General features: G+C 67.1%; 17 protein-coding genes. 4 read left to right on the top strand and 13 right to left on the bottom strand.

Annotated elements, in window-relative coordinates:
* Positions 1-203: 203 nt before the first annotated feature.
* The 3 genes from mutS to ACWKSV_RS11335 are packed head-to-tail and all read right to left on the bottom strand — an operon-like array spanning position 204 to position 3,245.
* Positions 204-2,774: a DNA mismatch repair protein MutS gene (gene mutS / locus ACWKSV_RS11345; RefSeq protein WP_076717669.1), complete on the bottom strand. Its 2,571-nt coding sequence runs from the start codon at positions 2,772-2,774 to the stop codon at positions 204-206.
* A 28-nt stretch (positions 2,775-2,802) separates the two neighbouring features.
* Entirely contained in the window at positions 2,803-3,078 is a 276-nt protein-coding gene (locus ACWKSV_RS11340; RefSeq protein ID WP_076713788.1) for a type II toxin-antitoxin system RelE/ParE family toxin, read from the bottom strand.
* Positions 3,066-3,245: a hypothetical protein gene (locus tag ACWKSV_RS11335; RefSeq protein ID WP_056433535.1), complete on the bottom strand. Its 180-nt coding sequence runs from the start codon at positions 3,243-3,245 to the stop codon at positions 3,066-3,068. The genes ACWKSV_RS11340 and ACWKSV_RS11335 overlap by 13 nt, the downstream gene beginning before the upstream one ends.
* A 132-nt stretch (positions 3,246-3,377) precedes the next feature.
* Here ACWKSV_RS11335 and ACWKSV_RS11330 point away from each other — a divergent pair, with 132 nt between their 5' ends.
* Positions 3,378-5,636, top strand: a complete 2,259-nt coding sequence (locus ACWKSV_RS11330; RefSeq protein WP_076713786.1) for an NADP-dependent malic enzyme — start codon at positions 3,378-3,380, stop codon at positions 5,634-5,636.
* A gap of 325 nt (positions 5,637-5,961) precedes the next feature.
* The gene (locus ACWKSV_RS11325; protein WP_191864724.1) at positions 5,962-8,349 is read left to right on the top strand and encodes a TonB-dependent receptor; all 2,388 of its coding nucleotides are present in this window, start codon (positions 5,962-5,964) and stop codon (positions 8,347-8,349) included.
* Between the two features lie 127 nt (positions 8,350-8,476).
* Here ACWKSV_RS11325 and ACWKSV_RS11320 read toward each other — a convergent pair whose 3' ends face one another.
* The 4 genes from ACWKSV_RS11320 to ACWKSV_RS11305 all read right to left on the bottom strand — a co-directional run bounded on the left by ACWKSV_RS11320 (position 8,477) and on the right by ACWKSV_RS11305 (position 13,594).
* Positions 8,477-9,760, bottom strand: a complete 1,284-nt coding sequence (locus ACWKSV_RS11320; protein WP_076717663.1) for an Hsp70 family protein — start codon at positions 9,758-9,760, stop codon at positions 8,477-8,479.
* 243 nt (positions 9,761-10,003) lie between these two features.
* Positions 10,004-11,557: an alpha,alpha-trehalase TreF gene (gene treF, locus ACWKSV_RS11315; protein ID WP_443026370.1), complete on the bottom strand. Its 1,554-nt coding sequence runs from the start codon at positions 11,555-11,557 to the stop codon at positions 10,004-10,006.
* Between the two features lie 13 nt (positions 11,558-11,570).
* Positions 11,571-12,929 carry an ATP-binding protein gene (locus ACWKSV_RS11310; RefSeq protein WP_335695353.1) on the bottom strand — a complete coding sequence of 453 codons (1,359 nt, stop codon included), beginning with the start codon at positions 12,927-12,929 and terminating at the stop codon, positions 11,571-11,573.
* A complete protein-coding gene (locus tag ACWKSV_RS11305) occupies positions 12,926-13,594 on the bottom strand; it encodes a response regulator (protein WP_058718341.1) in 669 nt (222 codons plus the stop codon). The genes ACWKSV_RS11310 and ACWKSV_RS11305 overlap by 4 nt, the downstream gene beginning before the upstream one ends.
* Positions 13,595-13,721: 127 nt before the next feature.
* Between ACWKSV_RS11305 and ACWKSV_RS11300 the strand changes: the two genes are divergently transcribed.
* Together ACWKSV_RS11300 and ACWKSV_RS11295 are read left to right on the top strand one after the other, a co-directional pair.
* Entirely contained in the window at positions 13,722-14,405 is a 684-nt protein-coding gene (locus tag ACWKSV_RS11300; protein WP_191864723.1) for a hypothetical protein, read from the top strand.
* Positions 14,406-14,617: 212 nt separating this feature from the next.
* Positions 14,618-15,745: a mechanosensitive ion channel family protein gene (locus ACWKSV_RS11295; protein WP_076717658.1), complete on the top strand. Its 1,128-nt coding sequence runs from the start codon at positions 14,618-14,620 to the stop codon at positions 15,743-15,745.
* 58 nt (positions 15,746-15,803) lie between these two features.
* On the opposite strand, the gene ACWKSV_RS11290 is transcribed toward ACWKSV_RS11295, so the two are convergent.
* The 6 genes from ACWKSV_RS11290 to sdhC form a co-directional block, all read right to left on the bottom strand.
* Positions 15,804-17,219, bottom strand: coding sequence for an alpha,alpha-trehalose-phosphate synthase (UDP-forming) (locus tag ACWKSV_RS11290; protein ID WP_237243449.1), 1,416 nt, complete (start codon positions 17,217-17,219; stop codon positions 15,804-15,806).
* A complete protein-coding gene (locus ACWKSV_RS11285; RefSeq protein WP_076717654.1) occupies positions 17,216-18,994 on the bottom strand; it encodes a glycoside hydrolase family 15 protein in 1,779 nt (592 codons plus the stop codon). The genes ACWKSV_RS11290 and ACWKSV_RS11285 overlap by 4 nt, the downstream gene beginning before the upstream one ends.
* On the bottom strand, positions 18,994-19,767 hold the full coding sequence (otsB, locus tag ACWKSV_RS11280; RefSeq protein ID WP_236696973.1) for a trehalose-phosphatase: 774 nt from the start codon (positions 19,765-19,767) through the stop codon (positions 18,994-18,996). Before otsB ends, ACWKSV_RS11285 begins: the two co-directional genes overlap by 1 nt.
* Before the next feature lie 412 nt (positions 19,768-20,179).
* Positions 20,180-21,988, bottom strand: a complete 1,809-nt coding sequence (gene sdhA, locus ACWKSV_RS11275; protein ID WP_056433568.1) for a succinate dehydrogenase flavoprotein subunit — start codon at positions 21,986-21,988, stop codon at positions 20,180-20,182.
* Positions 21,988-22,371 carry a succinate dehydrogenase, hydrophobic membrane anchor protein gene (sdhD, locus tag ACWKSV_RS11270; RefSeq protein ID WP_056433571.1) on the bottom strand — a complete coding sequence of 128 codons (384 nt, stop codon included), beginning with the start codon at positions 22,369-22,371 and terminating at the stop codon, positions 21,988-21,990. The genes sdhA and sdhD overlap by 1 nt, the downstream gene beginning before the upstream one ends.
* The gene (gene sdhC, locus ACWKSV_RS11265; RefSeq protein ID WP_335695352.1) at positions 22,371-22,856 is read right to left on the bottom strand and encodes a succinate dehydrogenase, cytochrome b556 subunit; all 486 of its coding nucleotides are present in this window, start codon (positions 22,854-22,856) and stop codon (positions 22,371-22,373) included. Before sdhC ends, sdhD begins: the two co-directional genes overlap by 1 nt.
* Positions 22,857-22,874 lie beyond the last annotated feature (18 nt).

Raw genomic sequence — 22,874 nt, 5'->3', positions numbered from 1 at the left:
GCGGCTGGGCGAGGTGCGTGGCCTTCGACTTCGCTCAGGCTGAACGGGGGGAAGTTTACTTTTATCGTGCCCCGGCGAAGGCCGGGGCCCAGGTGCCACCAAGTTAATGGCGCGCTACCCGGCACGGGGGAGGCAAACCGCATCAGCCCATTGCACATTCACCGCAACTGGGCCCCGGCCTCCGCCGGGGCACGAAAAGGCACTTACCCCTCCCGCGCCAACGCCTTCAGCTTGTACAGCGCGTCCAGCGCCTCGCGCGGCGACAGGGCGTCGACGTCGAGCTTCTCCACCTCCGCCCGGATCGCGTCGCACTGTTCTTCCTCGATCTGGGCCGCGGCGGCGAACAGCGGCAGGTCGTCCAGCCCCGCCGCCAGCCCGCCGGTCTTGGCGCGGCCCGCCTCCAGCTTGGCCAGCACCGCCTTGGCCCGCGCCACCGTCGTCGGGGGCATCCCCGCCAGTCGTGCGACCGCCAGACCGTAGGAGCGATCGGCAGGCCCTTCCGAAACCTCATGCAGCAGGACCAGTTCGCCCTTCCATTCGCGCGCGCGGACATGGTGGAGCGATAGCGCCTCGCACCGCTCGGCCAGCCGGGTCAGCTCGTGATAGTGAGTCGCGAACAGGCAGCGGCAGCGATTATCCTCATGGATCGCCTCGACGACGGCCCAGGCGATCGCCAGGCCGTCATAGGTCGAGGTACCACGCCCCACTTCGTCGAGGATCACGAAGCTGCGTGGGCCAGCCTGTGCCAGGATCGCGGCCGTCTCGACCATTTCGACCATGAAGGTCGAGCGCCCACGCGCAAGATTGTCCGACGCACCGACCCGGCTGAAAAGCCGGTCGACCAGTCCGATCTTGGCGTGCGTGGCGGGCACATAGGACCCGGCTTGCGCCAGCACCGCGATCAGCGCGTTCTGGCGCAGGAAGGTCGACTTACCGCCCATGTTCGGGCCGGTAACCAGCCAGAGCCGCGAGGATTCCGACAGCGAACAGTCGTTGGCGACGAACCGCTCGCCAGAGCGCGCCACTGCCGCCTCGACCACCGGATGCCGCCCGCCCGTCACGTCGAAACAGGCATGGTCGACCAGTTCGGGCCGGACCCAGCCGCCCTCCACCGCACGTTCCGCAAGGCCGCTCGCCACGTCCAGCCGGGCGAGCGCATCCGCCGTCGCGGCGATCCCTTCGCGCGAGGCGAGCGCGGCGGCGGTCAGCTCCTCCAGATGCGCGGCCTCGGCGGCCAGCGCATGGGCGCCTGCCTGCGCAACCTTGCTGGCGACCTCATGCAACTCGGGCGTGTTGAAGCGGACCACGCCCGCCAGCGTCTGGCGATGGGTAAAGCCCGATTCCGGCTTCATCAGCGCGTCGGCCGAGCGCGCAGGGACTTCGACATGATAGCCGAGCACGCCATTGTGACGGATCTTCAGCGCGGCAATGCCGGTCTTCTGGCGGAACTCGGCCTCCAGCGCGGCGATGGCGCGGCGTCCGCCCGCACCCGCATCGCGCAGATCGTCGAGCGCCACGTCATGGCCCGCCGCGATATAGCCGCCCTCGCTCGCCTCGATTGGCGGTGAGGGGACGAGCGCGCGGCGGAGCAGGTCGATCAGTGCGCCATGACCGCGCAAACGGGGCGTCGTCTCGCGCAGCAGGGGAGGGCCATCGGTCAGTTGCTCGGACAACGCCCAGGCCCCGTCGAGACCATCCCGCAACTGCCCCAGATCGCGCGGGGAACCACGCCCCGCCGCGATCCGGCCGATGGCGCGGCCGATATCGGGCAGCGCCCGCAAGGCCGCGCGCAAACGCTCGCGAAGCGCGGCATCGTCATGGAAATGCTGAACCAGATCGAGCCGCGCCTCGATCGCATCCCGGTCCATCAGCGGCGCGCCGATATCCCCCGCCAGCGCCCGCGCCCCCGCGCCCGTCACCGTCCGGTCGACCGCATCGAGCAGCGAGCCCTTGCGCTGGCCGTTCGCAGCCTGAGTCAGCTCCAGGCTCTCGCGTGTCGCCGCATCGATCGCCATCGCGCCCGCCGCCTGCGACAGCACGGGTGGGCGCAGAAAGGGCAGGGCCCCCTTGGCGGTGTGGTCGAGATAGGCGACCAGCCCCCCAGCCGCCGACAGCCCGGCACGGCTGAACTGGCCGAACCCGTCCAGCGTGGCGACGCCGTACAGCCGCTTCAGCCGGTCCTCGCCGCTCCCGCTGTCGAAGGTCGAAGAGGGGCGCAGCGTCGTCGCGGCATCGGCATGGGCCGCATTCTCGGCGGCGACCACTTCGGCGGCGGCCAGGCGGGCCAGCTCTGCCCCCAGTGCGTCGGCCTTCACATCGATCACCACGAACCGCCCGGTCGAGATGTCGGCGGCAGCCAGTGCCACCGCACCGCCCGCTTCACCGATCGCGACGCACCAATTGTCGCACTTGGCGTCGAGCAGCGCTTCTTCGGTCAGCGTGCCCGCGGTGACAACCCGCACGATCCCGCGCGCGACCAGCGCCTTGGACCCGCCGCGTGCCTTGGCCTCGGCGGGCGTCTCGGTCTGTTCGGCGATGGCGACGCGGTGCCCGGCCTTGATCAGGCGCTGCAGATAGGCGGTCGCGGCATGAACCGGCACCCCGCACATCGGGATCTTCTCGCCTTCATGCTCCCCGCGCGAGGTCAGCGCGATGTCGAGCACGCCCGACGCGATGCGCGCATCGTCGAAGAACAGTTCGAAGAAATCGCCCATCCGGTAGAAGAGCAGGCAATCCTCGGCCTCGGCCTTCAGCGTCAGATATTGCGCCATCATCGGGGTGGGGGTGGTCATCGGCACTTCTTCAATCTTCGGAGAGTTGGGCGGCATGGCGGATACCGAGGATCACCACCGTATCGCCCTCATGGACATAACGCAGAATATAGGGGCGAATCGTCACCATCTCGCGACGACCCTGCGGAATCGGTCGGCCGGGATCGGGAAATTCCCGGAGGGAATCAGCGAGTTCTAGCAATCGCGCACCCAATCGCCGGGCTGCAGAAGGATCGAATTCTTCCAGATAATCGACGATCGCGGCAAGTTGCAGCGAGGCCTGGATCGACCAGCTTATTCGAGCCATTCGCGGGGCAGGGGCTTGCGATCGGGCGTACCCCAAGTCTTCAGCCATTCGGCCATCTTCTCATGCGGCACGAAACGGCCGGCCCGAAAATCCACAAGCGCGCGTTCGTCGGCGGCCAGTTCCGCCGCCTCGTCGCGCTGCTCGAAAATGCCGGGCTCATGCTCCATAGATGAACTTATAAGGCTGATGGCTGGCCTTGCCTAGGGCGGCAAAAGGGCTGCGTGACAGGGTTGTCAGCCACGCCCGAAAGCTTCAAGAGCCGTAGCGTCCTTGTATCCACAGCATCGAAGGCCGCGCGCATGTCCGACGAACCCACCGACCAGTTCTCCGAGCGCGAGGCCCTGCTGTTCCATTCCGAGGGACGCCCCGGCAAGATCGAGATCATCGCGTCCAAGCCGATGGCGACGCAGCGCGATCTGGCGCTGGCCTATTCGCCCGGCGTCGCGGTGCCGGTGCTGGCCATCGCCGATGACCCCGCCACGGCTTACGACTATACGGCCAAGGGCAATCTGGTCGCGGTCATCTCCAACGGTACCGCGATCCTGGGCCTCGGCAATCTGGGCGCGCTGGCGTCCAAGCCGGTGATGGAGGGTAAGGCCGTCCTCTTCAAGCGCTTCGCGGATGTCGACTCGATCGACATCGAGTTGAAGACCGAGGATGTCGACCGGATCATCGACGCGATCGAGCTGATGGAGCCGAGCTTCGGCGGCATCAACCTGGAAGACATCAAGGCGCCGGAATGCTTCATCATCGAGCAGACCCTGCGCGAGCGGATGAACATTCCGGTCTTTCATGACGACCAGCACGGTACCGCGATCATCTGCGCGGCGGGTCTCATCAACGCCTGCCTGCTGACCAAGCGGCGGCTGGACGAGATCAAGGTCGTCGTCAACGGCGCGGGCGCGGCGGCGATCGCCTGTACCGAGTTGATGAAGGCGATGGGCGTGCGCCACGACAATGTCATCATGTGCGACCGCACCGGCGTGATCTATCAGGGCCGCGACGACGTCAACCAGTGGCAGTCGGCGCATGCTGCCGCCACCGATCGCCGTACCCTGACCGAGGCGCTGCACGGCGCGGACGTGTTTCTGGGCCTGTCGGCGGCGGGTGCGCTGAAGCCCGAGATGGTCAAGGACATGGCCCCCTCGCCGATCATCTTCGCGATGGCCAATCCCGAGCCGGAAATCCGCCCCGAGCTGGCAAAGGCCGCGCGCCCCGACGCGATCGTCGCAACCGGCCGTTCGGACTATCCGAACCAGGTCAACAACGTCATCGGCTTCCCCTTCATCTTCCGCGGCGCGCTCGACGTGCGCGCGACCGGCATCAATGACGAGATGAAGATCGCCGCCGCCAACGCCATCGCCGAACTGGCGCGCCAGCGCGTGCCGGAGGAAGTGGCGCTGGCCTATGGCACGCAGCACAGCTTCGGCCCGGAATATATCATCCCGGCGCCGTTCGATCCGCGCCTGATGGAGCTGGTCCCCTCGGCGGTGGCCAAGGCGGCGATGGATTCGGGCGTGGCGACGCGGCCGATCCTCGACATGGACGCTTATCGCCAGAAGCTGCGGGCGCGCCTCAACCCGACCACCTCGGTCCTGACCCTGGCCTATGAGGGTGCCAAGGCGCATCCGAAGCGCGTGCTGTTCGCCGAGGGCGAAGAGGAAGTGGTGCTACGCGCCGCCATCGCCTTCAAGGAGGGCGGCTACGGTACCCCCGTGCTGGTCGGTCGCGACGATGTGTATGATCGTCTGGCGGCGCTGGGCGTCACCAACCCGCAGGAATATGAAGTCCATAACAGCCGCACCTCGGAAATGGTGCCGCAGATGGTCGACTTCCTGTACCAGCGGCTTCAGCGTCGCGGCTATCTGCGCCGCGATGCCGAGCGGATGATCAACCAGGACCGCAACATCTTCGGCTCGGTCATGCTCCAGCTGGGCCAAGCCGATGCGATGATCACCGGCATCACCCGCACCTATGCGCAGAGCTTCCGCGAGATCCGCCGGGTCATCGATCCGGTCGACGGCAAGGTGCCGTTCGGCATCCACCTGCTCGTTGGGCAGAGCCACACCGTCTTCATCGCCGACACCACGGTCAACGAGCGTCCCTCGGGCGAGGAGCTGGCCGACATCGCCGAGCGGACCGCCGCCGTCGCCCGTCGCATGGGGCATGAGCCGCGCGTGGCGTTCCTGTCCTATTCGACCTTCGGGAATCCCGAAGGCCAGTGGATCGACAATGTCCGCGACGGCGTGCTCGCGCTCGACAAGCGGCAGGTCGGGTTCGAATATGAAGGCGACATGTCGCCCGACGTCGCGCTGAACCCCAAGCAGATGGCGAACTTCCCCTTCTCGCGCCTGTCGGGTCCGGCCAATGTCCTCATCATGCCGGGTCTTCAGTCCGCCAATATCTCGGCCAAGCTGCTCCGCGAACTGGGTGGCGACAGCATGATCGGACCGATGCTGATCGGTATGGAAAAGCCGGTGCAGATCGCGCCGATGACCTCGACGGCGGGCGATCTGGTCACGCTGGCGGTGCTGGCCGCGGGCGGCATCGCGCGCTGATCTTGGTCGGACGGTAGGCAAGGGGGGCTGGGCAACGCGGGTTGTCCGGCCCCCTTTTTTTCCTCCCCTGCAAGGGGAGGTGGCAGGGCGAAGCCCTGACGGAGGGGTGTCCCGCTGTGCGAGGTTCCGCCATCCTCGCAAGTGGTAACACCCCTCCACCAGCTTCGCTGGTCCCCCTCCCCTTGCAGGGGAGGAAAAGTACGTGACCGCGAAGCCACAACTCCACCCCGTCACATTCCGGTCATTACGCTGTCGCCACGGTGTCACGCACCGGCCCCATGCGCCCGCTCCATTGGGTTAACGAGCCATTTGGGGGCCAGATTACATGGTAAAGTTTCTGATCGGTGTCGCGCCGCTGGCGCTGATCGCATCGGGTGCGTCGGCGCAGACCTTGCCCGTACAGGCCGCCGTCACCGGCACGACCACCGATCCGGTCGCGGCCGATCCCGCGCCCGAGGGCGAGCAGGCCAATGTCCCGGCCGATGTCGTCGTGCTTGGCTTCGGCCAGAGCCGCCAGGTGCAGACGATCACCGCCGCCGATCTCGGCCGGCTGACCCCGGGCACGTCGCCGCTCAAGGCGATCTCGAAGCTGCCGGGCGTCAATTTCCAGGCGGCCGATCCGTTCGGGGCCTATGAATGGTCGACCCGCATCTCGCTTCGCGGGTTCAATCAGAACCAGCTGGGCTTCACGCTCGACGGCGTGCCGCTGGGCGACATGAGCTATGGTCCGACCAACGGCCTGCATATCAGCCGCGCGATCATCTCCGAGAATATCGGCTCGACCAGCGTGGCGCAGGGTGCGGGTGCGCTCGGCACCGCCTCGACCAGCAATCTGGGCGGCACCATCCAGTTCACCAGCCGCGCGCCGTCCGACACCGCCGCGCTCGCCGCCTCGGGCACCTATGGCAGCAACGACACGATCCGCGCCTTTGTCCGCGCCGACAGCGGCGACCTGGGCGGCGGCCTGAAGGGCTATCTGAGCTATTCCTATCTAACCACCGACAAGTGGAAGGGTTTCGGCAGCCAGCGCCAGCACCAGGCCAATGCCAAGATCGTGAAGGACTTCGGCGACCGGGGATCGATCACCGGCTTCTTCAACTTCTCGGATCGTCGCGAGAACGACTATCAGGACCTGAGCCTCGATATCATCAAGCGTCGCGGCTATTATAACGACAACATCACGAACAATTATCCGCTCGCGATCCTCTATGCCAAGCAGGCGACCAACGGCGCGGCGGCCGCGGCCTATGCGCGCGCCAATAACGGGTCGCTGACCGGCTTTTCCGCGCCCTATGCCGGGATCGGCATCGGCCTGCCGACCGGCATCACGCTGGACGACGGCTATTATGACGCGGCGGGCCTGCGCCGCGACTATCTGGGCGGCGTGACCTTCGCGGCCAAGCTGACCGAGGCGCTGTCGCTGACCTCGACCAGCTATTACCACCATAACAAGGGCCAGGGTTCGTGGATCACGCCCTATAGCCCGACCCAGCTCGGCGCGCCCAATGCCGACGGCACGCCGATCACCAACCCCGCGCCGCTGTCGTTCCGGACGACCGAATATAGCCTCGACCGCGCGGGCACGATCGCCAAGCTGGCGCTGACCACCGGCGCCAACAAGCTGGAGCTGACCGGCTGGTATGAGAGCAACACGCTGCACCAGGCGCGTCGCCTCTATGGCATGACCGACACCGCGACGCCGAACCGCAGCGCGCTGGATTTCCAGCGCAATCCGATGGCGACCGTCTGGAACGGAAAGTACGACACCGAGACGCTGCAATATTCGGTCGGCGATACGCTCGACATCGGCCAGCTGACCCTCAATGGCGGCTGGAAGGGGATGCGAGTTCGTAACCAGGCGAACACGCTGGCGGGCACGCTGGCACGCGGGCGGATCAAGAGCGAGGACTGGTTCCTGCCGCAGGTCGGTGCGGTGCTGCACCTGGGCAACCAGGCGGAAGTCTTCGCCAGCTATACCGAGAATATGCGCGCCTTCATCGCGGCGGCGACGGCTGCGCCCTTCTCGATCAGCCAGGCGGCGTTCAATTCGGTCGCGGGCACCGTGCGCCCCGAAAAGTCGAAGACGGCCGAAGGCGGCCTGCGTTATCGCACCGGCGGGCTGCAGCTGTCGGCGGTCGGTTATTATATCGACTTTTCCGACCGCCTGCTGACCTATTCGGTCGGCACCGCGATCCAGGGTATTCCGCCGACGCTGAACAATGTCGGCGGCGTGGAAAGCTATGGCGCGGAGGTTTCGGCCTTTTACCGCCTGACCTCGGCCTTCTCGGCGCTGGCCAGCTATTCCTACAACCATGCCACCTATCAGCAGACGGTGCGCGACGGCTCGGGCAATCTGCTCGCCGAAAAGGGGCGTTACGTCGTCGACACGCCGCAGAACATGGTCAAGGGCGAGCTGGTCTATGATGACAGCCGGTTCTTTGGCCGCGTCGGCGCGGACTATATGTCGAAGCGCTACTTCACCTATCTGAACGACCAGTCGGTCGCGGGCCGCGTGCTGGTCGACGCCAGCATCGGTTATCGGTTCCCGAAGGAATGGGGCGGTTTCGCGATCGAGGGCAGCGTGACCAACCTGACCGACAAGCGGTATCTCTCGACCATCGGCACCAACGGCTTCACGGCCAGCGGCGACAACCAGACGCTGCTCGCGGGCGCGCCGCGCCAGTGGTTCGTGACGCTGAAGAAGGGGTTCTAACCTGTCCGTATGATGCTCCCCTCCCGCAGGCGGGAGGGGATGGGGGAGGGTAGGAGTCTCACCGAGACCATCGCTTGCGGCTTTGCCCCCACCCCAAACCCCTCCCCCCTGCCGGGAGGAGGGGCTTTCAGACAGCCCAAGCCTCAATATCCGCCTGCTCTCCGATCAACGCCAGGCCATGCGCGATCGAGGTGAGTTCACCCCCGGTCGCGATCCTCTCGCCGCCGAAGCGCAGCTCGAACATTTGCCGGATCGCGGGCATCAGCGAGGTGCCGCCGGTCAAGAACACCCGGTCGATTGCGCCCGCCTCGGTCCCTGCCGCCGTCAGCGCCCGGTCGACCGCCTGCTCGATCCGCGCGAGGTCGGGGGCGATCCAGCTTTCGAAATCCCTGCGCGCGACATCCGCCTCAATCGACAGCCCGCCGCCTTCGAAATGGAACCGCGCGTCCTCCGCCGCCGACAGGTCGCGCTTCACCCGCCCGACCGCATCGTAGAGTCGATATCCCTGCTCCTCCTCGATGATCGCGATCATCCGCCCGATGGCCTCGGGGTCGAGCGCGGCGCGGCGCAGCTTTTCCAGTTCGGCCAGCGTCTTGCGATTGCGCATCAGCGCCAGCCGCGACCAGTCGCCGAAATCGGCGAAATAGCCGCGCGGGATTTCGAGTATCTTGTCGAACGAGCGATATTTTCCGCCCGCGCCCAGCAGCGGCAGGACGAGATGGTCGATCAGCCTTTGGTCGAACCGATCGCCCGCGATACCGACACCGGCATGGCCCAGCGGCTCGCACCGCCGATCCGCGCCGGGGGCGGCGATGCGCACGACCGAAAAGTCGCTGGTGCCGCCGCCGAAATCGGCGACCAGCACGGTGGCAGGCTCGGTGATCCGCGACGCATAGCTGAACGCCGCACCCAGCGGTTCATAGACATAATGGATTTCGGCCCCGAGCCGCGCGAACATCGCGTCGTAACGCTGGCGGGCCAAGGCCTCGTCCGGTCGGTGCCCGGCATATTCGACCGGCCGCCCGACGACGATCCGCGCCGCCTTGCCGTCGAGCGTGCCGCCGCTGCGCGCCGCCATCCGGTCCAGAAAGGCGCGGCCCAGTTCCTCGAAGCGATAGCGTTTGTCGAACACGGTGGCGTGTTCGAAGACGGGCGAAGCGGCGACCGACTTGAACGACTGGATGAACCGGCTGCCACCCGGAAAGTCGAGATATTCGGCGATGGCCCATGGCCCCGCCTCCACCTCGATCCCGTCATCCTCCCAGAAACACAGCGCCGAGCGGAAGACGGGGTCTTCGCCCTTCGGCGCCTTGAGCGGGACGAGATGCGAGTCGCCGCCCTCGGCGCGGGCGATCACCGAGTTGGTGGTGCCGAAGTCGATACCGAGGATGGCGTGCGGGGTGTCGGTCATGCGGCGTCCGCTACACGATGCGAGTGCTGAGGGCAGGGGGTTTCTTGCCTTCTTGCTCCCCTCCCGCAAGCGGGAGGGGCTGGGGGAGGGCAAAGCCACAGGCTACGGTCTCTGCGAGGTTTCCGGCCCTCCCCCCGACCCAATTTCAGGTAAGCGATGCCCCGCATCGTTTAGATCATGCCGGGAGGCATGACCGACCTGAAACTCGCCTGCGGGAGGGGGAGCAGAAGGTCATCGGTCGTTTCAGCCCAAATCCGGCCACCGCTCCAGCATCGCCGCCGTTACGCCGTTGGTCCAGCCAAAGCCGTCCTGCGTCGGATATTCTCCGCCGCCGCCGGGCTTGCGTTCCTCGACGTCGTATTTCTCCAGCAGCTTGCCCGTCTCGGCATAGGTACGCGCGACGGTGGCGACCCAGCGGCGGGCGATGTCCTTGGCCAGCGCCTGTTCGCCGTACCGCTCCAGCCCCTCGACCGCGATCCATTGCAGCGGCGCCCAGCCATTGGGCGCATCCCATTGCTGGCCGGTGCGCAGGCCCGTGGTGCGCAGGCCGCCTTCGCCGATCAGCGTGGCGCGGGTGGTGGCGGCGACCGCACGCGCCTGGTCCGCGCTGGCCAGTCCGGCGAATAGAGGGAAGAGCGATGCGGCGGTCTTCGCAGGCGTGGGCCGCTTGGCCACCCGGTCCCAGTCGGCATAGCGCTTCTCGCCCGCCACCCAGAGATAGTGGTCGATCGCCGCCTTGCGCCGTGCCGCGAGGTCGGTGAAGCGCCGCGCGGTCGCCGCATCCCCCGCCGCCATCGCCCGTGCGGCGATGCGGGTTTCGGCCATCCACAACAGACTGTTGAGATCGACCGGCACGATATCGGTGGTGTGGATCGTCTCCAGCCGCATCGGATCGGCCAGCCAGCGCGAGCTGAAGTCCCAGCCCGATTCCGCCGCCGCCCGCAGGTCGCGCTGGACGACGCCAGCGGCACGCGGCGCGGCCTTGGCGGCAGTTTCGCGGTCCTCGCGCCAGCTTTCGTCGCGAGGGCTTTCGCGCGCATCCCAATAGCGGTTGAGCAGGCTGCCATCGGGCATCCGCACGACATGGGCGCAGGCCCCCGAGGCATCGAGGCAGTTCGCCCCCGCCATCCAGTAATCATGCTCGCGCACCAGCGCCGCCAGTCGCCGCTTCGCCAGTACGGGATCGCGATTGTCCGATAGGTCCATCATCAGCGCGAGGAAAGGCGGCTGAGACCGGCTGAGATAATAGGTCCGCGTGCCGTTGGGGACATGGCCGTAATGCTCGACCAGATCGACGAAATCGGCCAGCATCGCCTCGATCAGCGGGGCCTGGCCGTCCGCCTTCAGGCCCAGCATCGTAAAATAGCTGTCCCAGTAATAAATCTCCTGGAACCGGTCGCCCGGCACGACATAGCCATGGTCGAGGCCCAGCGCCGACGATCCCGCCACCGGCGTGAAAGGCGCGCGGCCCAGGATCGGCCAGAGCTGGCGGATGCGCTCGCGCAAGGGGGGCTTGGTCTGGGTATCGCCGCGTACCGAGAAATAGCGACGGACAAAGGCGGCCAGCGCGGCCTTGCCAACCGGCTTTTCGCGGGCATAGGCGGCCATGATCGCCTGCGGGTCCTCGCGTGGCACCGCGTCGGCAAAGGTCTTGCCGTCGGGAAAGACCTGCGCTTCCTGCACCGCACCGAAGAGCGGGCCGTAGATATCGGCGGGGGAGGGCGGTGCGTTCTGCGCCTGGAGCAGCAGGGCCAGCGCGGGCAGCAGGACCAGCGGGCGCAAGCGGTTGGCGATCATCATCCTCTCCTGTTTATTCGGTTCGCGCGGCGCGGGGCAGCAGGACGGTGGCGGACAGGCCGCCGCCCGGCGCTTCGTCCAGGACTAGCCGACCGCCATGAAGTTCGGCCAGTTCGCGCGCGATCGCCAGGCCGAAGCCATGCCCGTCGCCGCGCTCGTCGAGCCGCGCGCCCGCCTGCGTCGCGCGGAGCCGGTCGGCCTCCGGGATGCCGGGACCGTCATCGGTGACGCTCAGCCGGATATGCCGCCCTTCCGCGACCGCCGTGATGGTCACCCGGCTGCGGGCATGGCGGGCGGCATTGTCGACCAGATTGCCCGCCACCTCGTCCAGATCCTGCGCGTCCATCATGACCGACAGATCGTCGGCGATGTCGGTGGTGATACATACGCCCTGTTCGGCATGGATGCGCGCGATGGCATCGGCAAGGTCGGCTATTGCGGGGCGCAGCAGCGTTGCGGCGCGACTGGTGCCCAGATGCACCCGTGCGCGCGCGAGGTGGTGGCGGATGGTGTCATCGATCCGCGCGACCTGCGCGGCGCGGAGCGGATCGTTCGCCAGATCGAGCGCCAGAGTCGCCACCGGCGTCTTGAGCGCATGCGCCAGATTGGCCGCCGAGGCCCGGGCGGCCGCCAGCGCGCGTTCGCTGTCGGCGGTCAGCGCGTTCAGCTCGGCGGCGAGCGGCTGGAGCTCGGCGGGTTGATCCTCATCGACGCGGGTGCGCTCGCCCGTCCGGATGGCGGCCACCTCCTCGCGCAGCCGCCGCAGCGGGCGCAGGCCAAGCCGCAACTGGATCAGGCTGGCGGCGGCGAGCAGCACGCCCAGCCCCGCCAGCATCGCGAGCAGCGGCACCAGCGCGGCACGGATCGGCCGCGCCACGACCGCGCGTGGAGCGGCGGCGGTGATCGTCACAGCCCCGCGTGTCGAGGGGATGGTGACCTGCCGGGCATGGACGCGGATGCCCTGTTCGGTGCGCCCCTCGGCCGGGCGGGGCGGCTCGACGGGCGTGGGACCGCCGGGCGGAGGGGCAGGGGGCGGGCCGCCCTCGACAGGCCCCGGCGGATGCGGCGCGGCGAGCGGCGGAAAGTCGCCCGACCCGATCACCCCGTCCGGTCCCGCGATCCGCCAGCGCCAGCCGGGTTCGGGCTCCAGCAAACCGCGCCGCTGGTCGATGCGGGCCCGGTCGACCTTACCCTGTCTGTCGATCGCGGACGCGAGGACGGCGATCTCGGAATCGAGCCGCTGGTCGAGCCCGCGCGTGACGATCCTCTCCAGCGCGCTCGCCAGACCCCAGCCCGCGAGCAGCAACGCCGCCAGGATCGCCGCCCCCGAGATCAGGATCATCCGGCCGTGAATCGACCGGGGCAGTCTCACGCGGCCTCTCCGGCGGTCAGGCGATAGCCCATGCCCCGCACGGTCTCGATCAGATCGGCGCCGATCTTCTTGCGCAGGCGGCCGACGATCACCTCCAGGCTGTTGGAATCGACATCGGCATCGCCTTCATAGACGCGCTCGAGCAGTTCGAGCCGGGGGATGACCGCTTCCTTGCGGAGCATCAGCGCGGACAGGACGCGCCACTCGAACGCGGTCAGCTTCAGCGGCAGGCCGTCCAGCTCGAACTGCCCGGTCTGGCTGTCGAAGGACAGAGGCCCGCAGGTCAGGCGCGGCTGGGCATGGCCCGCCGCACGGCGGACCAGCGCGCGCAGGCGCATGACCAGTTCCTCGACGCGGAAGGGCTTAGTCAGATAATCGTCCGCGCCCGCCTTGAACCCGGCCACCTTGTCCGACCAGCCATCGCGTGCGGTCAGGATCAGCACGGGCAGGGCGCGACCCGCCTCGCGCCATTGACGCAACAGGGTCATGCCGTCGCCATCGGGCAAGCCCAGGTCGAGCACGGCGGCGTCATAGATTTCGGTATCGCCCGCATGGCCCGCATCGACGCCCCGGTCGAACAGATCGACCGCGCATTGCTCGGCACGCAAGGCCCGCGCGATGGCGGGGCCCAGTGCGGGATCATCCTCGACCAGCAGAATCCGCATGACGTGTCCGTTATCCCCTTATCGCCCCGCTATCGTCGCATAGCCTAAACCCAATCTGAACCGCGCGGTTCAGCGGGCATCGGGGCGAATCACCTAAAAGCATCTCCATCAACCAAGGAGATCGACAATGTCTCGTTTCCATATTCCGACCCCCCGTCTTCAGGGCAAGGCACCGCTGGCCGCCGCCGCTGCGGTCCTGATCGCACTGGGTGCGGGCGGTGGCGCCGCCGCCGTCTCGATGACGCGGCCCAGCGTTACCATGGCGCCGACCGTCCAGACGCCGATCGCCAAGCTGGCCTCGACCAGCGGCGTCGTCACCGCTAAGGGGCGCGTGGCCGAAGTCTTCGGCGACCGCTTCGTCGTGCAGGACGGCACCGGCCGGGCGATGGTCGCCAGCAACCGCGACGCGATGCCTGCGGTCGGCAGCAACGTGATGGTGCAGGGCCGCTATGACGACGGCATCATGCACGCCCAGTATCTGGTCAATCCGCAGGGGACGGTCACTCCGGTCGGTCCGCCTCCGCCCCCGCCGGGCGGTCCGCGTGGCCCCGATGGCGGCCCCGGTGGCCCGCGTGGTGACGGCCCGCCGCCGCCCCCGCCACCCCCCGGCGGTCCGGGCGGACCCGGTGCTCCGGGTGGTCCGGGCGCACCGCCGCCGCCCCCGCCGGGTGGCTGCGCACCGGGTGCGGTGCCCCCGCCGCCCCCGCCCGCGCCGGTAAACGGTGCGGCACCGCAGGGTGCGCCGGTTCCGCCGCCCCCGCCGCCTGCCGGGGCTCCGGCACCCACCGGTGCGGTTCGCCCGGCGCGGTGATCCGGACATGACGAAGACGCCTTCCGGCTTTGGTCGGGGGGCGTCTTTTTGTCTTGGGGGTAAGGGAGTGGCGTGGCCTTCGACTTCGCTCAGGCTGAACGGAGGTTGGGAACGGGGCTTGCCGCAAACGCCGTTCGGCCTGAGCGAAGTCGAAGGCCAAGGGAATCCCGCCCCCACAAGGAACCTTCGCCCCTCCCACCCTTTAGCCCCCCATGCGCTGGCTTCGATCGCTCGACATACCGGCCGAATGGCTGTGGCTTCAAAACCTGACGATCATTGCGGTCGCGATCCTCGTCGCCGTGCTGGTACACAGCGTCGCCATGCGGATCGCCGGGCATGCCGCGCGGCGGACGGCCAGCCAGAGCGACGACCTGGTCCTCGCGCATATCCGCCAGCCCCTGCGCTGGGTCGCGATCGCCATCGCGGTCAGCTTCGCGATGCGCCTCGTTCCGATGTCGAGCGACGGGCGCGAAATCTGGCGGCAGGCTTTGGGTTTCTGTGTGCCCGCCCTGCTCGGCTGGCTAGCGGTATCCGCGCTGCGCGCGCTTCAGGGCGTGGTCTATCTGCGCGCTGATATCAGCGTCGAGGACAATCTCCGCGCCCGGCGAAAGCGGACGCGGGCACAGATATTGGGACGGATCGGCATCTTTCTGATCGTGTTCCTGACCGTCTGCCTGATGCTGCTCAGCGTGCCCGGCATCCGCACCATCGGCGTCACGCTGATGGCCTCGGCGGGTATCGCAGGGTTGGTCGTCGGCGCCGCCGCGCAGCCCGCGCTCAAGAACCTGATCGCGGGCGTGCAGATGGCCTTTACCGAGCCGATCCGCCTCGACGACGTGGTCATCATCGACAATGAATGGGGGCGGATCGAGCAAATCCACCTGACCTTCGTGGTCGTACGCATCTGGGACGAGCGGCGGCTGGTCGTGCCGGTCGCCAAGTTCCTGGAGAATAGTTTCCAGAACTGGACGCGCGAGACCAGCCAGTTGTTGGGTTCGGTCTTCTGGTATCTCGATCCGGCGGCGGACATTCCGCGCCTGCGCGAGAAGATGGGCGAACTGGTCGAGGCGAGCACGCGCTGGGACCGGCGGTTCTTCAACATGCAGGTGACGGAGGTGAAGCCGGACTCGATCGAGGTGCGCGGGCTGATGACGGCGCGCGATGCCTCGACCGCGTTCGATCTGCGCTGTGAAATCCGGGAGGGGCTGCTGGACTATATCCGGCAGGAAATGCCCGAGGCGCTGCCAAAGCGGCGGCTGGAGCATTCCATTCCTCCCCGGCACGGGGAGGGGGACCAGCCGCAGGCTGGTGGAGGGGGCATGCCGCTGGGTACGTCCTAAGCGGCGAACCCCCTCCACCACCGCTTCGCGGCGGTCCCCCTCCCCGTACCGGGGAGGATCAGGACGCCGCCGCCTCGATAGCCTTGGCCTCTGCCTTCACCCCGTCCCCGCGCAGCGCGGCCAGGAACAGCTCGCACCACCAGAACACGTCCTCGCGCCGGACATTTTCGATCAGGCTTTCCCAACGCCGGATACGCTCGGCACGCGGCATGGCCAGCGCCTGGACGATCGCGTCGGACATTTCCTCGGCGCTGTACGGGTTGATCAGGACCGCGTCCTTCAACTGCTCGGCGGCACCCGCGAAGCGCGACAGGATCAGCACGCCGGGGTCTTCCGGGTCCTGCGCCGCGACATATTCCTTGGCGACCAGGTTCATCCCGTCGCGCAGGGGTGTCACCAGCCCGATCCGAGCCGCGCGATAGATGCCCGCCAGCACCGGCCGGGGAAAGCCCTTGTTGACGTAGCGGATCGGCACCCAGTCGATATCGGCATATTCGCCGTTGATCCGTCCCGACAGCGCATCGAGATTGGCGCGAATCTCCTGATAGGTGTTCACCTTCTCGCGGCTGGGCGGTGCGATCTGGAGCATATAGACCAGTGCGCGTCGCTCGGGATTCTGCGCCAGGAAGCGCTCGTAACCCAGGAAACGCTCGGCCAGCCCCTTGGAATAATCGAGCCGGTCGACGCCGACGATCAGGCTGCGCCCTGTAGCCGACATATACATGCGTTCGCGCGCGAAGCGGGCGTCATGGCCGTTGGCGGCTTCCTCGAACTCCTTGGTCTCGATGCCGATCGGCGCACGGATGGCGCAGATGGTGCGGCCGTTCCACGTCACCTCGCCATTCTCGCCGAGCGTCCCGCCCAACTCCTTGGTCACATAGTCGCGGAAGCTGTCCAGCCAGTCCTCGGTGTGGAAGCCGACCACGTCATAGGCGAACAGCGACTCGACCAGCTTGCGATGGCTGGGCAGCGACATCAGCAGCCGCACCGGCGGCCACGGGATGTGGAGGAAAAAGCCCATCCGGTTCTTGAACCCCCGCTTGCGCAGATCGCGGCCCAGCGGGATCAGGTGATAGTCATGCACCCAGACCAGATCGTCTGGCTCGATCAGCGGCTGCACCGTTTCGGCGAAGCGATCGTTGACGCGCGCATAGCCGGAATCGAAGTCGCGCTCGAACTCGGTCAGGTCGATGCGATAGTGGAAGAGCGGCCACAGCGTCCGATTGGCATAGCCGTTATAATATTCTTCGATATCCTGCTCTTCCAGGTCGATGGTGGCGGTCGTTACGCCGCCACCCTGCTGGAAGTTGATATGGCCGCTGAACTGGTCGGTGGTCTCCCCCGACCAGCCAAACCAGATACCGCCCTGTTCGCGCAAGGCGGCGAGGAGTGCGACCGCCAGCCCGCCCTGATTTCCGCCCGGCCCGGTAGTGGGCGGCTGGACCCGGTTCGAGATGACGATCAGGCGACTCATCGCACGGCACTCCATGGTTTACTCAGCAGGACGGCGCAGTTGATCAGGCCGACCAGCGAATAGGTTTGCGGGTAATTCCCCCACAGCTCGCCCGTATTCGGGTCGATATCCTCGGACAGAAGCCCGGCGGGGGTGCAGCGCGCCACCATCTCCTCGAACAGCGCGCGGGCGTCCTCATGACGCCCGGTGACATACAACGCCTCGATGAGCCAAAAAGTGCATACATTGAAGGCGGTATGCGGCAGGCCGAAGTCATCCTCGGTCGCATAGCGCAGCATGTGGCTGCCCCGGCGCAGGCCCTTTTCGACCGCCTCCAGCGTCGAGCGGAAGCGGGGATCGTCGGGCGACAGGAAGCGCAGGTCGAGCAGCTGGATAATGCTGGCGTCCAGATCGTCGCCGCCGAAGGTCGCCGACATGCGCTGCGTTTCCTCGCGCCACGCCGATTGCTCGATCGTCTCGCGCATCAGGTCGGCACGCTCCTGCCAGAAGGCGCGGCGTTCCTCCAGGCCCAGCGCCTGCGCGGCGTTGGCGAGGCGGTCGCACGCCGCCCAGCACATGGCGGCGGAATAGGTATGGACGTGGCTCTTGGTCCGCAGTTCCCACAGCCCCGCGTCCGGCTGGTCGTATTTGGCCCAGGCCCGTTCGCCGACGCGCTCCAGCGAGTGGAAGTCCTCGACGCCCGACATGCGGAACAGACGGGTGTCGAAGAACGCCTGCACGTCGGACAGCACGATCTGGCCGTACGCATCGTGCTGGATCTGCTCATAGGCCTGGTTGCCGACGCGCACCGGTCCCATCGCGCGATAGCCGGGCAGCTTGGTCTCGATCCGCTCGACCAGGGTCGCCTCGCCACCGACGCCGTAGAGCGGCTGGATATGCCCGCCGCGTGCCGCATCGACGATGTTGCGCAGATACTCCAGATACCCTTCCAGCACGTCGAGCGCGCCGAGCCGGTTGAGCGCCTGCACCGTGTAATAGGCGTCGCGAATCCAGCAGTAGCGATAGTCCCAGTTGCGCCCCGAATCGGCATGTTCGGGCAGCGAGGTGGTCAGCGCGGCGACGATCGCGCCGGTTTCCTCATGCTGGCACAGCTTCAGCGTGATGGCGGCACGGATGACGACCGCCTGCCACTCGACCGGGGTGGCGAGGCCACGCACCCAGTGATGCCATTCATGGGTGGTCCGCTCCAGCATGGCGCGGCTCGCCTCGCTGAGCACGCCCGCAAAGCTTTCGTCCGGGCCGAGGAACATGTGGATCGGGCGCTCGAGGCGGAACCATTGTTCGGCGGCGATATGGCCGACCGGCGCGTCGGTGGTCAGGCGCAGCGTCTGCTGCGTCATCAGATAGCGGATATGGTTGGACCCCTGGGTCCGCTCGGTGGGCGTACCCCAGTCGGTCGCGACGCGAAGCGCGATGCGGATGCGGGGGCTGCCGATGGGCCGGACGATCCGCACATAGCTGGTCGGGCGGTAGACGCGGCCCTCGCGCGAGAAACGCGGGCAGAAATCGGTGATCTCGATGCCGTTGCCCCGGTCGTCCATATGGGTGGTGACCAGGATCGGCGTGTTGCGCAGATAGCCTTGGGTGGTCGAGACCCGGTCCTCCAGCTCGATCGACCAATAGCCCGTCTCCGGCTCGCCATCGCCGAGCAGGGCGCAAAAGGCGGGGTCGCCATCGACGCGCGGCACACAGCCCCAGACGAAGCGGCCTGCCGAATCGACCAGCGCGGAAACCTGGCAATTGCCGATCGGCCAGAGGTTCATGTCCTGTTGCATTACTTGGCATTCTCCAGCGCTTGGGCGAGCCATATATGGACGGCGGCGACATCGGGCAGGCGATAACGGGCGGCGGTCTCGCGCATCGGCCCGACCAGTACGCCCGCGCCGCCCAGCGCGGCGGCGGCGACGAAGCCGTCCTCGTCGGTCACATCGTCCCCGAAGAAGATCGGGACCGTGCCCTGCATCGCGGGAGCCTGCATCAGCGTCTCGATCGCCCGGCCCTTGTCGCCGGGCAGGCGGATCTCGACCATCATCTTGCCGGGTTGCAGGGTCAGGCCGTGACGCTCGGCGATGGCGGTGGCTTCGCGGATCGCGAGCGGTTCGGCTTGCGGATGGCGGCGATAATGGAGGCCTGCGCCGAAGCTCTTGGTCTCGAAATACAGGTCGTTGGCCTCGGCCACGGCACGCATTTCGTCGGTCGCGGTGGCGAGATGGTCGGGCTTGTCGGGCTGGACATGGCCGTCTTCCGGCGAGCGGCGTTCGGCGCCGTGACTCCCTGCGAGGGTGAAATGCTCGGCTTGGGGGCCGAACAGCGCGTCGAGCTGTGCGATCGAGCGGCCGCTGACGATGGCGAGACGGCCCGGCATGTGCGCGGCCAGTGCGTCCAGCCGGTCGGCGAGTTCGGTGCTGACATGTACCCCCTCCGGGTTGTCGGCGAGGTCGACCAGCGTGCCGTCGAAATCGAGGAACAGGCTGTCCGTCGCAGACAGGCGGGGCGGGGGCGGGGCAAGGTCGGCCAGCATGGGCGAAAGCATAGCGGATGCGGACATGCCGAGTGAACCCATCCCCGCCGCTCGCGTTCCGCTGCGCTGCCGAAATGATTACGGAAGGCGGGAGGACCCTCTCCATGGGTTGTATCGCTTGTGGCTTTCCCTCCCCCAGCCCCTCCCGCCTGCGGGAGGGGAGAAAAAGGGGCTGCCGGTGCGGATTGATTCCGGCGAGCAGCGCTTGGCGCACCCCCTCCCGCAGGCGGGAGGGGGATGGGGGGAGGGGCCTCTCCACGCGTGGTGTCGCTTGGGGCTTTCCCTCCCCCAACCCAGTTTTAGGTAAACGATGCCCCGCATCGTTTAGGTCATGCCGGGGGCATGACCGACCTGAAACTCCCCTGCGGGAGGGGAGTAAGACGAAAAAAGGGCCGGCGATCGCTCGCCAGCCCCTCTTTTCCGAACCGTAAACCGGGCCTTAGTACACCCGCTTCTTCGGCTTGATATACTCGATATCGTCGGTCAGCGTGTAATCATGCACCGGGCGATAGTCGATCTCGACCCCGCCGCCCTGGCCGCCCCAGCCGTCGAAGGTCGCGACGGTGTGCTTCATCCAGTTGGCATCGTCGCGATCGGGGAAGTCCTCGTTCACATGCGCGCCGCGGCTTTCCTTGCGGTTCAGCGCCGATTCCATCGTCACGACCGCCTGGCTGATCAGATTGTCCAGCTCCAGCGTCTCGACCAGATCGGTGTTCCAGATCAGCGAACGATCCTTGATGCCGATGTCCTTCATCCGGTCATAGGTGGCGCGGATCATCTGGCGGCCTTCGGTCAGCAGCTCGTCGGTGCGGAACACGGCGCAGTGGCGCTGCATCGTCTTCTGCATCTCGCTGCGCACCGAGGCGGTGGTCGAGCTGCCAGCGGCGTTGCGGAAGTGATCCAGGCGGCCCAGCGCCAGCTCTTCCGACCCGGCGGGCAGCGGCGCATGCGGCGTGCCGGGCTTCAGCGTGTCCTTGATGCGCAGGCCGGTCGCACGGCCGAACACCACGAGGTCGATCAGCGAGTTGGAGCCCAGGCGGTTCGCGCCGTGCACCGACACGCAGGCCGCTTCGCCGACCGCGAACAGGCCGGGGACGACCGAGTCCGGGTTGCCGTCCTTCAGGCGGACGACCTCACCGTGATAATTGGTCGGAATGCCGCCCATATTATAATGGACGGTCGGCGTGACGGGCAGCGGCTGGCGGGTCAGATCGACACCGGCGAAGATCTTGCCGGTCTCGGTGATGCCGGGCAGGCGTTCGGCCAGGACCTTGGGGTCGATATGGTCGAGATGGAGGTAGATATGATCCCCCTCCTTGCCGACGCCGCGCCCTTCGCGGATTTCCATCGCCATCGAACGCGACACGACGTCGCGGCTGGCGAGATCCTTGGCCGACGGCGCGTAACGCTCCATGAAGCGCTCGCCCTCGGAGTTGGTCAGGTAGCCGCCTTCACCGCGCGCGCCCTCGGTGATGAGGACGCCGGCACCATAGATGCCGGTCGGGTGGAACTGGACGAACTCCATGTCCTGGAGCGGCAGGCCCGCACGCAGCACCATGCCGCCGCCGTCACCCGTGCAGGTGTGCGCCGAGGTGGCGGAGAAATAGCAGCGGCCATAACCGCCGGTCGCCAGCACGACGTTATGCGCGCGGAACCGGTGGATCGAGCCGTCTTCCATGCACAGCGCGATCACGCCGCGGCAATTGCCCTGATCGTCCATGATCAGGTCGAGCGCGAAATACTCGATGAAGAAGTCCGCGTCATACTTCAGCGACTGCTGGTACAGCGCGTGCAGCATGGCGTGACCGGTACGGTCGGCGGCGGCGCAGGTGCGCTGCGCAGGCGGACCCTCGCCCATATTCTGCATCATGCCGCCGAACGGGCGCTGATAGATCTTGCCCTCTTCGGTGCGGCTGAACGGCACGCCCGCGTGCTCCAGCTCGTACACGGCGGCAGGCGCCTCGCGGCACAGATATTCGATCGCGTCCTGGTCGCCCAGCCAGTCCGACCCCTTGACGGTGTCGTACATGTGCCAGGTCCAGTGGTCCGGACCCATATTGCCGAGCGACGCGGCAATGCCGCCCTGGGCGGCGACGGTGTGGCTGCGCGTCGGGAACACCTTGGTGATGCAGGCGGTCTTCAGACCGGCCTCGGCGATACCCATGGTCGCGCGCAGGCCCGAGCCGCCCGCACCCACGACGACGGCGTCATAGGTATGGTCGATGATCTTGTAGGCGGCAGCAGACATTATGCAGCGGCTCCAAAGGCGATCTTGAGGATCGAGAAGATGGCGATGGCGGCGATCGTGAAGACGAACAGGTTCATGACGACGAGCAGCGCGACCCGGTTCTGGTCCTGCTCATAATCCTCGATCACGACCTGAAGGCCCAGGCGCATGTGATAGAAGATCGACGCGACCAGCATCGCCATCGGAATGGCCGCCCAGGGATTGGTCAGCCACAGATGCATCGCGGCGTAATCGAACGAGGGCTGGCGCAGGATCGAGATCAGCAGCCACACGACCAGCAGGAAGTTCGACCCCGCCGTCAGGCGCTGGTTGAGCCAATGATGGGTGCCCGACTTGGCCGAGCCCAGGCCGCGCACGCGGCCGATTGCGGTTCCCGAACGCATCACTTGATCCCCAGATAGAGCCAGAAGGCCACCGTCATCAAGACCGCGAAGATCATGGTGGCCTGCGCCTGCAGCTTGTTCGACTTCAACTCGAAGCCCGCGCCCACGTCCATGAACAGGTGGCGGATGCCGTTGGCCATGTGCTGGAACAGGCAGGCGGTCAGGCCGATGCCGACCACATAGCCGATGATGTTCAGCCCGCCCGACTGGACGGTGAAGACGTCGCGGAACGTCGCATAGCTTTCGGGACCCGCGGCGACCGCCGCCAGGAACCAGACGAGAAGCGCCGCGCCCACGGTCGCCATGCCCGTGCCGGTGGCACGATGCAGGATGGAGACCAGCATGTTGGGACCCCATTTCCAGATCTGGAGGTGCGGGGAGAGCGGGCGTGCGGTGTTGCGGGCGGCCAAGGGCAGATCCTCGAACAGTCTAAAGTCGGGCTGGTTTGCGGATACGCCTATGGTGAAGACGCCGACAGGATGCAAGTCGCGAGGCGAGATTCG

This window comes from Sphingomonas sp. SphC10, from assembly GCF_057004845.1.
This window is presented reverse-complemented; position numbering and strand designations above follow the sequence as displayed.

Bases quoted from the DNA above. Each gene is read 5' to 3' on its own strand.
- ACWKSV_RS11290 (WP_237243449.1), bottom strand. From the start codon at position 17,219: ATGAGTCGCCTGATCGTCATCTCGAACCGGGTCCAGCCGCCCACTACC.
- sdhA (WP_056433568.1), bottom strand. From the start codon at position 21,988: ATGTCTGCTGCCGCCTACAAGATCATCGACCATACCTATGACGCCGTC.
- ACWKSV_RS11325 (WP_191864724.1), top strand. From the start codon at position 5,962: ATGGTAAAGTTTCTGATCGGTGTCGCGCCGCTGGCGCTGATCGCATCG.
- otsB (WP_236696973.1), bottom strand. From the start codon at position 19,767: ATGTCCGCATCCGCTATGCTTTCGCCCATGCTGGCCGACCTTGCCCCG.
- ACWKSV_RS11335 (WP_056433535.1), bottom strand. From the start codon at position 3,245: ATGGAGCATGAGCCCGGCATTTTCGAGCAGCGCGACGAGGCGGCGGAA.
- ACWKSV_RS11320 (WP_076717663.1), bottom strand. From the start codon at position 9,760: ATGACCGACACCCCGCACGCCATCCTCGGTATCGACTTCGGCACCACC.
- ACWKSV_RS11330 (WP_076713786.1), top strand. From the start codon at position 3,378: ATGTCCGACGAACCCACCGACCAGTTCTCCGAGCGCGAGGCCCTGCTG.
- mutS (WP_076717669.1), bottom strand. From the start codon at position 2,774: ATGATGGCGCAATATCTGACGCTGAAGGCCGAGGCCGAGGATTGCCTG.
- ACWKSV_RS11340 (WP_076713788.1), bottom strand. From the start codon at position 3,078: ATGGCTCGAATAAGCTGGTCGATCCAGGCCTCGCTGCAACTTGCCGCG.
- ACWKSV_RS11305 (WP_058718341.1), bottom strand. From the start codon at position 13,594: ATGCGGATTCTGCTGGTCGAGGATGATCCCGCACTGGGCCCCGCCATC.
- ACWKSV_RS11300 (WP_191864723.1), top strand. From the start codon at position 13,722: ATGTCTCGTTTCCATATTCCGACCCCCCGTCTTCAGGGCAAGGCACCG.
- ACWKSV_RS11295 (WP_076717658.1), top strand. From the start codon at position 14,618: ATGCGCTGGCTTCGATCGCTCGACATACCGGCCGAATGGCTGTGGCTT.
- sdhD (WP_056433571.1), bottom strand. From the start codon at position 22,371: ATGCGTTCGGGAACCGCAATCGGCCGCGTGCGCGGCCTGGGCTCGGCC.
- treF (WP_443026370.1), bottom strand. From the start codon at position 11,557: ATGATCGCCAACCGCTTGCGCCCGCTGGTCCTGCTGCCCGCGCTGGCC.
- ACWKSV_RS11285 (WP_076717654.1), bottom strand. From the start codon at position 18,994: ATGCAACAGGACATGAACCTCTGGCCGATCGGCAATTGCCAGGTTTCC.